At 63.7% G+C, this 14,216-nt stretch carries 10 protein-coding genes; 4 read left to right on the top strand and 6 right to left on the bottom strand.

Annotated elements, in window-relative coordinates; translation table 11 throughout:
* Window positions 1-129: 129 nt before the first annotated feature.
* Window positions 130-3,807: a hypothetical protein gene (locus HPY44_05560; GenBank protein NSW55459.1), complete on the top strand. Its 3,678-nt coding sequence runs from the start codon at window positions 130-132 to the stop codon at window positions 3,805-3,807.
* 13 nt (window positions 3,808-3,820) lie between these two features.
* On the opposite strand, the gene HPY44_05555 is transcribed toward HPY44_05560, so the two are convergent.
* A complete protein-coding gene (locus HPY44_05555; protein ID NSW55458.1) occupies window positions 3,821-4,282 on the bottom strand; it encodes a hypothetical protein in 462 nt (153 codons plus the stop codon).
* A gap of 171 nt (window positions 4,283-4,453) precedes the next feature.
* On the opposite strand from HPY44_05555, the gene tadA reads away from it, so the two are divergent.
* The 3 genes from tadA to HPY44_05540 all read left to right on the top strand — a co-directional run bounded on the left by tadA (window position 4,454) and on the right by HPY44_05540 (window position 8,189).
* A complete protein-coding gene (tadA, locus tag HPY44_05550) occupies window positions 4,454-6,283 on the top strand; it encodes a Flp pilus assembly complex ATPase component TadA (protein NSW55457.1) in 1,830 nt (609 codons plus the stop codon).
* A gap of 102 nt (window positions 6,284-6,385) precedes the next feature.
* On the top strand, window positions 6,386-7,168 hold the full coding sequence (locus HPY44_05545) for a type II secretion system F family protein (protein NSW55456.1): 783 nt from the start codon (window positions 6,386-6,388) through the stop codon (window positions 7,166-7,168).
* A 16-nt stretch (window positions 7,169-7,184) separates the two neighbouring features.
* On the top strand, window positions 7,185-8,189 hold the full coding sequence (locus tag HPY44_05540; protein NSW55455.1) for a tetratricopeptide repeat protein: 1,005 nt from the start codon (window positions 7,185-7,187) through the stop codon (window positions 8,187-8,189).
* Window positions 8,190-8,286: 97 nt separating this feature from the next.
* Here the strand turns inward: HPY44_05540 and HPY44_05535 are convergent, their stop codons facing one another.
* From HPY44_05535 to HPY44_05515, 5 genes are all read right to left on the bottom strand, one after another.
* Window positions 8,287-10,293 (bottom strand): hypothetical protein, encoded by a 2,007-nt coding sequence (locus HPY44_05535; protein NSW55454.1) that lies wholly within the window; start codon window positions 10,291-10,293, stop codon window positions 8,287-8,289.
* A 175-nt stretch (window positions 10,294-10,468) separates the two neighbouring features.
* On the bottom strand, window positions 10,469-10,876 hold the full coding sequence (locus HPY44_05530) for a 4Fe-4S binding protein (GenBank protein ID NSW55453.1): 408 nt from the start codon (window positions 10,874-10,876) through the stop codon (window positions 10,469-10,471).
* Entirely contained in the window at window positions 10,877-12,109 is a 1,233-nt protein-coding gene (locus HPY44_05525) for a hypothetical protein (protein ID NSW55452.1), read from the bottom strand.
* Window positions 12,110-12,430: 321 nt separating this feature from the next.
* Entirely contained in the window at window positions 12,431-13,189 is a 759-nt protein-coding gene (locus HPY44_05520; protein ID NSW55451.1) for a UPF0280 family protein, read from the bottom strand.
* A 36-nt stretch (window positions 13,190-13,225) separates the two neighbouring features.
* A complete protein-coding gene (locus HPY44_05515) occupies window positions 13,226-14,197 on the bottom strand; it encodes a site-2 protease family protein (GenBank protein ID NSW55450.1) in 972 nt (323 codons plus the stop codon).
* Between the last annotated feature and the right edge of the window lie 19 nt (window positions 14,198-14,216).

The raw sequence follows: 14,216 nt of genomic DNA, 5'->3' as shown, positions 1-14,216 counted from the left end.
CCTGCTACATGCCGGCCGAGGCTTGCTGTGGAGCCCACCGTCCAATGCGACTTTCGGGTCACAGGTAACTAAGCTACACGAAATCGCTCCGAAACCCGATACGGAGCCACTGCCCCCTGGAGGAGTGACATGAGACACGCAGCCATCATCTTGACCTGCTTGACATCCGGCCTTTGCTTCGCCTGGAACGGTCACGAGGTGACTGAGGGTGACCTGAAGCTGCTCATCCAGGAGTTGCCCGAGATCACCAATTACGACGCGCCCGCGCAGGTTGAAGTGGACCTCGAGAACACAGGCGCAGAGCGCATCGAAGGCACTCTCTCTGTGCGCGACATGGTGGATGACTCGCGGGTGATCGGCGAGAGCCACAAGCCGTTCTCGGTGGCACCCGGGGGCAGGGCGCAAGTGGCTTTCCAGGTGGCTTTCGGGAAGGGCTGCTACTCCGCGCTCTACCCGGTTCACGTGTATGCCGATTTCCAGCAGGCTGGAGCTTGGCGCAAGGCCCACGCGGTGCGGATTGTCACCACCAGGTTCACCCGGACAGACAGCAACAGCCTCGTGCCGACGCCACTGGAGCCTAACATCGTGCCTGCACGGGGTGCCCTGCCCCTGTGGACGCTGGGCACTCACCGCGTCGTCTGGCAGTTCTTCGGCGGCGAGATGCAGTACAAACCGGCGGGCTGGCTGGGCAGTGACAGCGCAAGCCGCACATCGGTCGGTGTCCAGACCATCAGTCGCGGCGATGCCCGGCCCTGCATCAATATCCATCCACCGTGGAGTCCCAAGGCCGGCACTGCATTCTGCGACTGGCTGGTAACGCTCCCGAACACCGCCCCGCTCCGCGTCACCTTCGCCAATGCCATCCGCGACAGCACTCCTACCGAACCCCTGAGTGACGGCGTTCTCTTCCGAGTGTGGGCAGGGACAGACCCCGGCGGCTCGGATTCCAGGGTCATTTACGAGAACTTCACCGACGCGAAAGTCTGGGTGCCGGGCGAGGCCGACCTGGGCGCCTTCGCCGGGAAGACCATTCTCCTGCGACTCGAAAGCCACCCGGGACCCAATCAGAACACATCCTGCGATTCATCTTACTGGGCCCAGCCAATGGTGGTTGCGGGAGCCCCGCCTGCGCCGCGTAAGGTGAGCTTCCAGCAGGCGACGGAGGAGGCGGTACAGACCGGGCGGAGGATTGTCGAGGGCACGCTGAAGGCCGATGACCGATTCACGTTCCTGCTGGGCGAGGGAGACAATGCCGTGGCGGTGGTCCTCACGCCCTCGGAGCGCGGCATCGTTGACGGCACGCTAACACTGGTGGGCCGACGGTCGTCCGTGAGCTTCGACGGCTTCACCCTTGAGATCCTCGGGCAGCCCGCCGTCCACTGGCCGACGTCCATCGAGTTCCTGGACTACTCCACGCGAATGGAGAACGGCCGGGCGGTCCACTCCCACCAGTTGCGCAGGGAGGGCCGACGGATCGACCTGAATCTCACCGTGTACAAGGAGGAGGACGGTCTGCGCATTGCCTGGGATTGCCCCGAGCGGGTGACCGACTTCGCCCTGGGTCCTTGCGATCGGATCGCCCCCGTGATCTACTACGGGCACGGGTACGCCATCCGCAATCCAAAGGCTTTCCGCGCGGGATTCGGCGGGCACAATCTCTCCACCAGCCACGTGGGCTGCGACTTCGAGGGCGGCCTGTCACTGCTGCAGGCGGTGGACGTACCGCCGGACTATTTCGACGTGAACCCGGACTCGAGGCGCTACGCCTTGCATACTCACATGAACGGGATGCTCACACTGGTCGCCGGGGAGAGCGGGGCATTCGACTGTGCGGTGCGCTACCGCCCGATCTACGACAAACCGCCGGCCGGAGGCGTGCAACGGCTCGCGGGACGGTTCTGCTTCGACATCTGGGGCGGGCGATACGCCGATATCGCCGACCAAATGGGCGAGATGATTCGCTACGGCCTCACTGACAGCTTCCTGACCGTGCACAACTGGCAGCGCTGGGGTTACGACTACCGCCTGCCTGACATCTGGCCGCCGAATCCAGCGCTGGGCACGATTGAGGACATGCGCAAGATCGGGCAAGTCTGCGACTCGGCGGACATCCCGTGGGGCCTGCATGACAACTACATCGACTTCTATCCCGACGCCACGGGCTACACCTATGACAACATCTGCTTCACACGAAGCGGTGAACCGATCAAGGCTTGGCTGAATGAGGGCCGCGAGGCCCAGTCATACCGGTGGCGCCCCGACAGCTTCATGCCATTTCTCGCGCGGAACTTGTCGCTCATCAAGGAGGGCGTGTCGCCCAGCCATTACTTCATCGACGTGTTCACCTCGGCGGGGTGCTTCGACTATTACGACCGCGCCGGGAACTTCCACCCGTCCACGGAAACGCGGCAGATGTGGGGCGAGGCCTTCGCATACATCCGCGACTTTCTGGGCAACAACGCGCCAACCACCTCCGAGGCAGGACACGACCAGCTCACGGGATACCTGGACGGGGCTGATGCGCAGCACCTTGCACTGTCCGCTAAGCCCGATCGGTTCCGGATCTACGCGCCATGCGACGACTGGCAGCGGGTCCCGTGGTTCGACGCAGTGAACCACGCGCGGTTCATCCAGCACGGAGTCGGCTACTCGGACCGTTACCAGGGCGGACTGGACCGGATCAACCACGGGATCAACTCGGATGACTATATCTCCGCCGAGATTCTCACCGGCCATGCGCTCATGGTGGACAGCCCCAGCTGGGGCCGGGATGCCGTGCGCAAGTACTGGCTCGCCCAGCCCGTGGCTCGGAACCTGGCCTTGCGGGCGATCCAGCGCGTGGAGTTCGTGGATGGCGACATCCACCGGATGATCGTCACGTGGGACAACGGGACAAAGGTGTACGTGAACCGGGGCGAGCGCGACTGGGTTGTGGAGGGCCGCACATTACCGCAGTACGGGTATGTGGTGCTGGGCCGCGATCTCACCTGCCAAATGCACCGGGATGGGGACATCTGGCAGGAGAGCACCACCGCGCCGGGATACTGGTACTGCAATGCCCGGACCGATGATCCCGATCGCCGGGCACGCATCGAGCCGCATGTTGAGAACTTCCGGTACCTGGGCGACCGCAAGGTCTCCTATGACCTGGTCTGGGACGCCGAAGAGGCGGCCCCGCGCGATATGATGGTTTTCGTCCATTTCTACTCCGACACCTCGCAGCGCCGCGACAAGATCGCCTTCCAGGACGACCACCGACCCAGCCCGACAACAGACAGATGGCAGGGCGAGATACGCTACACCAGGGTCAAGGAGATCCCGCAGGACGCGGAAGGCGAATACCGCTTTGCAGTCGGATTGTATGATGGCAGAGGCCGGCTCGCACTGCGTGGGCCGGTGGGGGCGGGGATGGGCAGCGACGCCGTCCTGATGGGTACGCTCGTGGTGCGGCGCGAGAACGGCCAGGTCGCCGGCGTCTCCCTCATTCCGCCGCCGACTGCAGGCCCGCGGGAGCCATCACGCTTCAACTCGGAGGGCACAAAGGTGGACTTCGGCGTCGCAGTGACGGATGGGGCGTTCCGTCTTGAAAAAACGCCGGACGGGTTTGCGCTCACGCCACTGCCCGACAGCAGGCCTTTCGAAGCCAGCCTGAACGCCGCGGAGCTCGGCCTGCCGGCCCAGGGTGTCACGGTGTGGGCCCTGAATGATGAGGGTGCCGAAACGCCCTGTGATGCAGCGGTCCGGAACGGAAGACTTGTCCTGCGACACGACGGAAAAGCCTTCCAATACCGCATACGCGTGCCGTGATACGTCCTGACGGCTACTTGGCGAAGGTCACTATCTCCGCCCCGGACAGGCGCAGGTAATCGCTGGATCGCATCTCCACTGAGCGCGTGCGCTCGCCGGCGTTGAAGTCGATCCATTCATACTCGAGCAAGGCCGGGTCCAGGATCACCCGCAGCCCGAAGAGATGGCCAAAGGGCGGGACACCGCCGGGCTCGCAACCGGTGGCCTGAAAGACCCTTTCGGGCGATGCCATCTGCACTCGTTTCTCACCGAGTTCACGCTTCAGCGCTTTGAAGTCCACCTGCTTTGCCGCTGATATGACCGCCATCACCAGGGCATCGCCGCATTCGAGCACCAGTGCCTTCGCGCCCTGTCCGAGTTCCGTGCCCCGCACCTGCGCGGCCTGCTCACTTGTGCGCACCGGCTCGTGCTCCATGACACGGTGTTCGGCTCCAGCATTCTGAAGCATAGAAAGGATGTCATCGAAGGCACCCATCGGCGCGACCTCCCCCTATGAAGAGTGTCAGTTCTCTCTCCATTCCCCGAAATGCCCGCCATCTCCTTGGCCTCGTGCTGGACGGAAGGAAAACCCGGGCACCAGTCGAACTGTTTGTGCAGTCAGACAGCATCGAGTGGACACCCATCGCACCGCCGAGGAGAACGCTCAATGGCATCCAATCGCGAGTCGCAGATTGCTCAGGCCCTGGTGGCCCAGGGCAAGGTTTCACCTGCGCAGATCGCTGCAGCCCAGGAGACCGCCGAACGGTCAGGCATCAGTCTCATCGCGGCCCTGATCCAGAGCGGCCACGTGACCACCAGCGACCTGGCGGACGTGGCTGAGACCGTAGGCGAGGACCCGGAGCCCGAGACGCCGCATGAGCCGGTAGGACCTGCTCCCTCGAGCCCCGCACCTTCGACCGCCGCAGGAGCATCGGGGCGCGGGCCACGCACCTTGCGACCCACGAAGTCCTCGCTGGAATCTTATAACGTGGACCCGGAAGCGCTCCGGGAAGTGCCGAAAGTGTTGGCTGAAGAGCACAGGGTGCTGCCCCTGGAGATCAGCGAGCAGAGGCTCGTAGTCGCCATGGCCGACAAGACTGACGTCTTCGCCCTGGATGCCATCCGGGCCCGCACGGGCAGGCGCGTGGAGGCCATCGAGGTGGACCCGCAGGAGCTGATGGCGGCCATCGACCGCTACTACGCCCAAGCGGCAGTCTCCCAGGTGAACACAGCGGCCACTGCGAAGCGGCTCGACACCCGCGTGGCGGAGCAACTGGACAGCTTCGGCCCCGGGACCGACCGCTCCCTGGCGGACGTAGTCGACCAGGGCGTGACGGTGCAGATTGTGCAGAAACTGCTGGCGGAGGCCATCCGCCAACGGGCTTCCGACATCCACATCGAGCCCGGCGCTGAAGAATTCAAGGTGCGGTTTCGGGTGGACGGGCGCATGATGGAGCAGGCCCGGCTGGACATGGATATGCACGCACCGGTGGTCTCGCGCATCAAGATTCTCGCCGACTGCGACATTTCCGAGACGCGCCTGCCCCAGGACGGGCGCTTCGCCACGTCCATCGAGGACACTATCGTGGATCTGCGTGTCTCGACCCTTCCCACCTTCTGGGGGGAGAAGGTCGTCATGCGCCTGCTTGACCGCAGCCGAGTGCTGGTCTCCCTGACGCAACTGGGGTTCTCGCCCGAAGTGCTGCGCGAATTCGAGAAACTGATCCGCATGCCCCAGGGGATGATCCTGGTCACGGGCCCAACGGGTAGCGGGAAGAGCACCACCTTGTACGCCGCGCTCCATGCCATCAATGATGAGACGCGGAATATCACCACCGTCGAGGATCCCATCGAGTACGAGGTCGCGAACATCACTCAGACCCAGGTGAACCCCCGCATTGACCTGACTTTCGCCCGGGCCCTAAGACACATTCTGCGCCAGGACCCGGACGTTATTCTTGTGGGTGAGTCCCGCGACCTGGAGACCGCTGAGATGGCATTCAGGGCGTCTCTCACTGGGCACCTGGTTCTCACTACCCTTCACACCAACGATGCCCCCAGCGCGGCGACGCGTCTCATCGACATCGGCATTGAGCCGTATATCATCGCCTCATCGCTCATCGGCGTCCTGGCCCAGCGGCTGGTCCGGCGCATCTGCACTCACTGCCGCGAGACGTGCATGCCCACCGACGTCGAGCTCGAGCGTCTGCAACTCAGCCCCGAGCAGGCGAAGAAGATCCAGTTCCACAAGGGCCGGGGCTGCACCAGATGCCGCAATACAGGGTACTCGGGCCGTGTCGCATTGTACGAGTTGATGGTGATGAACAACGAACTCCGCGAGGCCATCACCAATGGGGCCACAGGGGCGCAAGTCCGGCAGATCGCCTTGAGGACGGGCATGAAAAGCCTGAAATACGACGGGCTTATCAAGATCAACCAGGGCATCACCTCGGCGCAGGAAGTCATCCGGGTCAGCTATGACCCGTCGGACCAATAGCTCGCTGCCAAGCATTCCGTGCCATTCATGTCACAAAGGACCGGTATTGGATCAGAAAACGCAGGCTATAGCGCGACTGAAATAACCCTGGAGGTGTTCCCGTTGCCAAACGTTTCTGAGCTCCGGCGACGAGTCACGCTTGCGAACTTCGCCCGCAGGTTGGCGGTGCTTCTTCGGTCCGGGGTGAACCTGACCGAGTGCTTCCGACTTTTGGAAGAGAACACTCCAGAACCGGAGTTCCGCCAAGCGCTACTCGACATCCTGAGCCGCCTCGACACAGGCGAGACACTCAGCCAGGCGATGGGAAAGCACCCGGACTGGTTTTCGGCGACGGCGCGCTACCTGGCGCGGGCAGGAGAAGTCGGCGGCGTGATGGACGAGACCCTCACGGCGTGGGCGGACCTCATCGACAGTGACCTGCGCCTTCACGAGCGGCTGCAGCATTACCGCTTGATCGCGCGACTGTCCACGGGCCGCGAGGGGAGCAGTGCCGATGGGTGCGAGCAGGTCATCGAGCAGGCATTGCAGGACACGGCGCCGATGGTGCGCGTGTCCCTGTTCTGCCTGGGCCTCGGGGTGATGGTGGGCGCCGGCGTGCCCGTGCCGCGCGCGCTGCAGGAGGCGGCCGAGGTCCTCCCGGATGACGCCGCTGGGCAAGTGCGGGAGATAGTGCAGGACATGCCCTGGCAGGAGGGGTTCAGGGCATACAAAGGGCTGGCTGCGATCCCGCTCTTTCCGCCACTGGTGATCGAGATGCTGAAGATCGGCGAAGAGGATATCATGCTGGACATAATGGGTCAGCGCGCCGCCGATCTCCTGCGCACCGAAGCCGAACGACAACTTCTGTGCGCACTCGAAGAATACCTTGAGGGCGCGAGCGCATGAGTGAGCGGCGAGTGTGATGAGTGATACCCCGGGCGGCCCCTCCTTCGCCGCCGACTACCTGCTGCGGATCCTCACTGCTCTGGCCGAGGATGAGCGCCTGCGTGCGGCGCTGGGCGAGAATCCTCTCTCGCGCCTGGTATTGCGTGTTCAGGATGACGGGCTAGTGGTAGAGCCGACGCTGGAGACGGAGACGTCGGATGAAATCCTGGCGGCGATCAGCGACGCGGTTTCAGACGCCCTGGGGAGAGCGGAGGCGCCGGCGGGGAGCGTGTTATTGCCACCGGGACTTTCAAGGCCGAGCGCGGGCATCGGTCCCCATCTCATCGCTGCACGCTCGCACCTCAACTCGGGCAATCCCGGCAGGGCGCTGGCAATCATCGAAGGCGCACTGAAACGCTGGCCGGACAATGTGGAGCTCTGCACGTACCACGCGGTGACCCTGGCGGCCCTGGGCCACCTGGAGCAGGGCGTTGCAGCCTATGAGCGGGTGCTGGAGCTGAGCCCCCGGAGCATTTTCGCGCTCTCCGGCGCGGCGCAATTGCTGATCCGCCTGGGACGGTGGCGGGCGGCCCGGCGTTACGTTGATCGCGGGCTGGAACTGCGCGCCGACGATCCATCACTACTCCATCTGTTGGCCCTGTGTTACGAACACGCTCGCGAGTACGAGGCCGCCGAGGAGACGCTGAAGCAGGCGCTCAAGGCAGACCCTGACCTGCACGGAGCGATGGGAGACCTGCAGCGCATCCGTACCTCGCGGCGGGTATTTGAGGAAGTCGAGTTTGTGGATGATGAGGACGAGGAGAAGGAACCGGAGATCGTGCTCGATGCAGCTGACATCGCTCCGGCGATGGCGTCCCCGGTGCCTTCCGTTGAAACCACCTGCGGCGACCATGGCGCAAGCTGGGCAAGGGCTGCCCGGTCTCCCGTCCCCGCCGATTCCGTCCCGTGCCCAGACTGCGGCGAACTCAACCCCCGCCCGACCGCCTTCTGCATCAAATGCGGTTGTCGTATGAGGCGGTAGCGCCAAATAGCCGGCGCGACAGGCGCGAGTCACCAAAGACCCCGGGAGGCGGGTGCTCCCCGGGGTCTTTGTATGCGTGGCTACTGGCGGGTCGTCGTCAGCGCCGGCGTCCGCCACCGGATCTGGGGCCTCCGGAAGGTGCGGTGGCCGGTCTGGCGCCGGACTGACTGCCCGTAATCAGCCCATAGCCGGAACCCGAAGGCCGACCGGAACTTCTCGGCGGGGACCACGAAGGACTGGCTGATCCACCGGGCGAGGACCAGGACGGTCGAGCCGGTGAACCGCTCCAGGGAGAGCTTCCTCCAGGACGCGATGTACCGAAGCCCGGGCTGCCGAAACGGCGCGCGCTGCCGTAACCGCTGGGGGCACCGATCAACTCACCGAACCGCGTGGCTCCGGGCGGCGGACCGTTGTAGACTGGCCCACCACCCACGTGGATGTCACTCCCCCGGTCGAAAGACCAGGATCTGTCGGGCTGCCCGCCTGGCCGCTCTGGCGTCTCGGAAGGCCGGCCGGATGGCGCCTCAAAGCGAGGCGTGGGCGTGCTTTCATAGCGCGGGCCGGATGGGACGTCTCGGCGCGGACCCGACGGGGCCTCGAAGTGCGGACCGGACTGATCTCCGTAGCGGGGTACCGGCCTGCTGTCGTAACCGGGACGGCCCGCGGGCTGGTACCGCTGGTTCGGCGGCGCCGACTTGCGGCCTTCGATCAGGCCGGGGGTGATAGGCGGCTCGTACGCGCGCGCATGGCCCCGAGTGCCGCCGCGGTATTCCGGCCCAACGGGGCTGCGGTGCACAGCCGCGCGAGGCGGCTCGTAGCTCTTGTGTCCCTCGATGATACCTACTCGCCTGCCGTGCAGGATGTCGGTCTCACGCTGATAGTCGGCGCGATCTCTGCTGTAGTGCGGGTAATCACGCCAGCTGCGGCCCGATCGGCGCCACTGGTAATACTCCTTGAAGGGCACGTGGTGCCTGTGGTAGATGCCACCGTAGAAAATGGCATCGCGCCAGGTAAACCAGGGATCATAGTAGCTGTATACAGGGACGGGCACAAATCCTCCGTGGTACAGTGCATGGCCCAGGAGCGCATCGCGCAGCACCCAGGCGTCAATCGCCAGAAAGTCGATTGAGCCTCCAACCCAGATAGACCAGTCCGCGAAATGCCTGCGCGGGATGCCCAGTCCCACAATGGTGGGGCCCCAACTGCGCCAGCCGTCCCAGACATAATACCGGGCAACACGGTACGGATCATACGGACCGAGATCCGAGAGGTAGAAGGTGATAACCACTTCGGAAGGGCTCAGAAGATACCTGTAGCGGACATCTCGCACCGTCTCGTAGGCAACCTTGTAGTTCTCAGCCGCGATCTCAAGCGCGTAACGGGTTTCGAGGTCGCTGCGCTGCGCCTGTTCGCGCACCAGCGGCTCCATGTTGTCCCGCAAGCGGCCGCCTTCAGCGGCCATCCGCGCGAGATCAACGCCGGCATCACGCGCTACCTTGTACCAGTCGATGGCGCGCGGTGTGCCGCTAAGCAGCACCGATACCTGGCGGCCACTGCGGTGAGCAATCTGGGCGGCAGTGAGGACATCCAGAGGGTGCCACCCTTTCCGGTACAGGTCCATGATGCGGTCTGGATCCTGCCCGAGACTCAAGGCCAGGGCGGAACAGGTCATCATGTCCAGCATGACGTCGTCAGGAACCGACGAGAGTGTGGTGAAACGGAAGGAAGCAGGTAGCACCAGGTCATTGAAGGCCTCAAGTTCAATCTTGAGGTTCTCGGCGATCTGCGCCCAGGTTTTGCCCTCCACTCGCTGTTCCACCACTCTCCGATAGCTCTCGCCGGACAGATACGAGAGGGTGAACACAGGAATGATGTCCGCAGTGGGCATGTCCATGGCGCGGACCTGGTAGAGCATCTCCAGCCCGTCGTAGCCGAAAGTGTCGGCGACCACCCCGATAGTGGCCAGCTGCACCAGATCGTCCGTGTCTGTCACGGCAATCGGGTAACGTGGCGGAGCACCCTCCTGGCCATACGCCCCGGTGAGTACAGCGATGAGACCCAAGGCCAGAACCAAGCGAAGCACGGAGTGGAGCGTGGTTCTCATCGTGATCAACTCCTTAGCAAACGACAGTGACCGCGATTATATACTATTTACTGTAGTATGTCCAGTAGAGTACAACTTCAATCCTGAAGATTTCAGCGGGGAGATGCGAGAAGGCCCGGCGGGTCACGTAAGACCGCGCCGGGCCCAGATGGAGGTCAGAAACGGCCGCAATTGATCAGAACGCAACTTCCATGGCCCTGAAGGGGCACGCAGGAACGCAGAGCTCACAGGCGATGCATCGATTCGCGTTGAAGATGACATCGCGCGTTTCCAAGTCGATGGTCAACGCGTCGGTGGGGCAGACGTTGATGCAGGCTCCGCAGTGAGTGCAGGCTTTCTCGTTGCGCACCACATCCTTGGATAGGGGCTGAATCTCAACGCCCTGTTCGCGCGCCCAGCGCAGGCCTTTCTCGAGGTTGGCTTTCTTCCCGGTGAGCCCCATGATGAGCAGGCCTTCGGACTCCTGGGTGATGTCAGCACGCAGGATGTTGAACTCCAGGTCGAACTGGCGCACAAGTTGAGACGTGATGGGCTTGTCCAGCAGATGCTTCGGGAAGCGCAGAACCACTCTTCGGGTTTCCATTTACGCCACACCTCCGCTGACCGGGCGCTCTTTGAGGGGCTTGAACTTCTGCCCCGTGTCGGGTGTCGGCAGGAGCTGAATGGGCTCCTGGATGAAGAACTCGCCCCGGGCGATCCATTCCTTGAGGATCCCGGCGATCTGCTGGGCCTTGCGGTAACTGGACAGCGGGGTAGTCGGGATATCTCGACCGTTGATGTTGATCGTTCCGCTCTTGAGCTCCGCGTAACTCACATAGCCGAGAGGCTTGCCCTCGTTGTGCCCATAGTTATGGCTGTAGTCGACGACCGGTGCCACGATGTCGGCGTCCTTGACCGCGGTGTACCGGGCCATCTCCTCGTCGAGAATCGGGATCGGGATGCCGATCCCGACTGCCGCCGTGCATCCATATCCGAGCATGCTGGCGCCCCGGAAGAACTCGGTGTCCATGTCCTTGAGATCGCCGACCACCGCGAGGGTGCCTGATCCACATTTGGGTACCCCGTTCTCCCCGCGCGCCTCGGAGGGACTGTGCTGAGTGCCTTCCCAGTACACGTACCCTTGCGCCCCGGCAAGGAAGATGCGGGTGCCAATGCCGATGGTCCGGTAGTAGGGATCGTTGAGGAGCGGGCTGAGCTGTCCTGCCGAGCAGAAGCTGGCCGAGCCCAGGTCCTTCTTGACCACGCCCATGTAGGTGTAGATATCCCGCTGGGTGCTCAGATTCACCGCAACGTTGTAATTCTGGTAGCTGTTCCGCGGGTTGAGTAGATACGCCTGGTTCAAAGTCTTCACATTGATCCAGGTGTCCAGCGCCTTGCGCGGGTAGCAGTCTGTGCCGTAGGCCTCAGCCACAAGGCGCACGTCCTTGCGGGCGATGAGGTCTTCGATGACATGACCTCCGCCGTAGCGGAACTGGCCGGGGTGGACGGTGTTGAGCGGGTCATCCTGCTGGGGCTCGGTGACCCCGATGTACAGGTCCACGGCCGCCAAGCCGCAGTAGGCGGGGACATCATTGAGCCACGCCTTGCTGATCTTCATCCGGGGAGTGGAATGCCCGGTATTGAGTACTGCGCCGCTGGAACACATCGGCCCGAAAGTGCCGGTGGTGACGACGTCCACTTTCTCGGCGGCCTTCTTGACGCCCTCTTCCTCCACCAGGTCGATCATTTCCTCGGCGGTGACGACAACGGCCTGGCCCTTGCGTATCTTCTCGTTGATCTCAGCGTAAGTCTTGGGCACGGTGAATGCCTCCTTCACTGTCCCTGTGTCTCGGTGGTGATTGGGAACGTACAGAACGAATCAGGGAAGACTTGAGTCGGAGGCTGGACCGGGGCTGGCAGGCCTGATATCTCAGGCCGCGCTGGACGGAACAGCCACGCGACTGCGCAGGATGGCGCCGGAGGCCCGGCGCCGAGGCATGCCCATCCGGTAATACCATTCTGTGAGGTTTCCAACCGGGCTCATCAAAGCGCCTCCTTTCGCGCAGTCGTGCTCCGTCGTGACGCCTCTGGAGAGGATGATGCGTAGAGTATATCGATTATTGTCTATGTGTCAAGTATGAAATGCGGCGAATGCGGTTCAGACCCGCCCTATCTCGAGCTCACCCCAAACGCCCATGGCACTGCCAACGATTATAAGCGCCTGCCGGACGCCGTCAAGGCTTGCAGCCCATTCCAGGGCGGCTTCGATGTCCGACGGCGAGCTCACGCGGTTGCCGAGGGCCGTTGCAGCGGCATCGGCGAAGGCTCCATCCTCAGACGCGATCAGGGCGGCATCGGCTTTCCCGAAGCTCCGTGAGTGGCCGACGGTGCCGGAGGACGTGCAGACAGACAGCTCGCACGGGCCAGGCAACTGGAGTGCCACCCGGTTGCTCAGGGGGGAATCGCCGGCAAAAATGGCGATGGTGCGGGGCCTCGTGGTGATGATGTACAGGTCTCCCCCATTCTCAACGATGACGTCGCTCGCCAGGGCAGACAGGCTGCGCGCAACGAACTCGGCAACCGTGCCGGCGACCGCCGCCATGGGACCGACGCCGGCCAGTGCGGCTGCGCGGATCATCTGCGCGACTGGGTCGGGCGACTCCGGGCGCATGTCGAGTGGCTTGAGACTGGTGCCGAACTCCGGGCGAAGAGCGATCTCCGCGGCGATCTCGCGACGAACTGCCTTCGTTGCTGCCAGGGCTGTTGCGCGGCACTGCTCCAACAATCCGTGGCCCGTCTCGCCCGACCCGGTAGCGACCTGGATATGCAGGTCGGATTCGGCCACGACCAGGCGGAATCCCGTGAGGTCGGCGGCCTTCATGGATCGACGGTACGTGCGAGGCTGGAAGCCAGTCATCTGTGGGCTCCGGATCGCGGGGTGAGTGAGCGGCTTTCAGCCCTGCATGGACGCGAGGGCAGCGTGGAGACTCGCGGCAGTGACGATGCCTCCGAAATTGCCCCATTGGTCCACCAGCATCAGGCTGGAACGGTTTTCCCGTTGCATACGGTCCAGGGCTGCACTCGCGGACTGACTGGTGCGCAGCACCATCTCCTCCCGCAGTGTATCCATGACGTCCTCGACGCGCAACTGGGTCCATTGCCAGGGAGGAATCGCCGCCACAGGGTCTCGGGACAGGATGCCGACAGGCTGTGAGTCGAGCAACACGGGGACAGGCATTCCGCCGCCGCGCGCCAGGAGATATGGCGCGGCATAGCTCAACGGCGTACCCAGCGGGAAACTGAGTTCGGGGGGCACCGCGAAATGCCACACGGGGGTGGCATCCAGGGCTGCCTGAACCAATTCGCGCCTATACGTGCCCCGGGCAACGGACGCCAGCAACAAGCCCATGCCCACGTAGAAGATACCCAGCCAGGGGGAGGCCAGGGCGACGCCTTGCAGAACCCCAATGCCGGCCAGGGCGTACCCGACCATCTGTCCGAAGACCGAGGCGACACGGGTAGAGCGCACCCGATCCGACCAGCCCATCCACAAGAGGGAGCGCAGGATGCGGCCGCCATCCAGGGGAAAGCCGGGCACCATGTTGAAAATCGCCAGCACCAGGTTGACCTGCGCCACACGCTCCAGACACAGACCGGGAATGGTGGTGCCCCACCGATTGCGCAGGAGCATTGCCACGGCGCCGAAGACCGCCGCCAGCAGGACGCTCATGGCAGGTCCGGCGATGGATATAAGCAGTTCCTGGCGGGGCGTCCTCGGCTCCTCATCGACCTGTGCAACGCCGCCGAAGATGAAGAGGGTGATGCGGCTGACCCCGATGCCCATGCGCCGCGCCACAAAGGAATGGGAAAGCTCGTGGAGCAGGACTGAGGCGAAGAAAAGCAGCGTAGTGGCGAGGGCTGCCACGTACGCGAGATACTCGCGG

Source organism: Armatimonadota bacterium (assembly GCA_013314775.1).
In the GTDB taxonomy this organism is placed as follows: domain Bacteria; phylum Armatimonadota; class Zipacnadia; order Zipacnadales; family JABUFB01; genus JABUFB01.
This window is presented reverse-complemented; position numbering and strand designations above follow the sequence as displayed.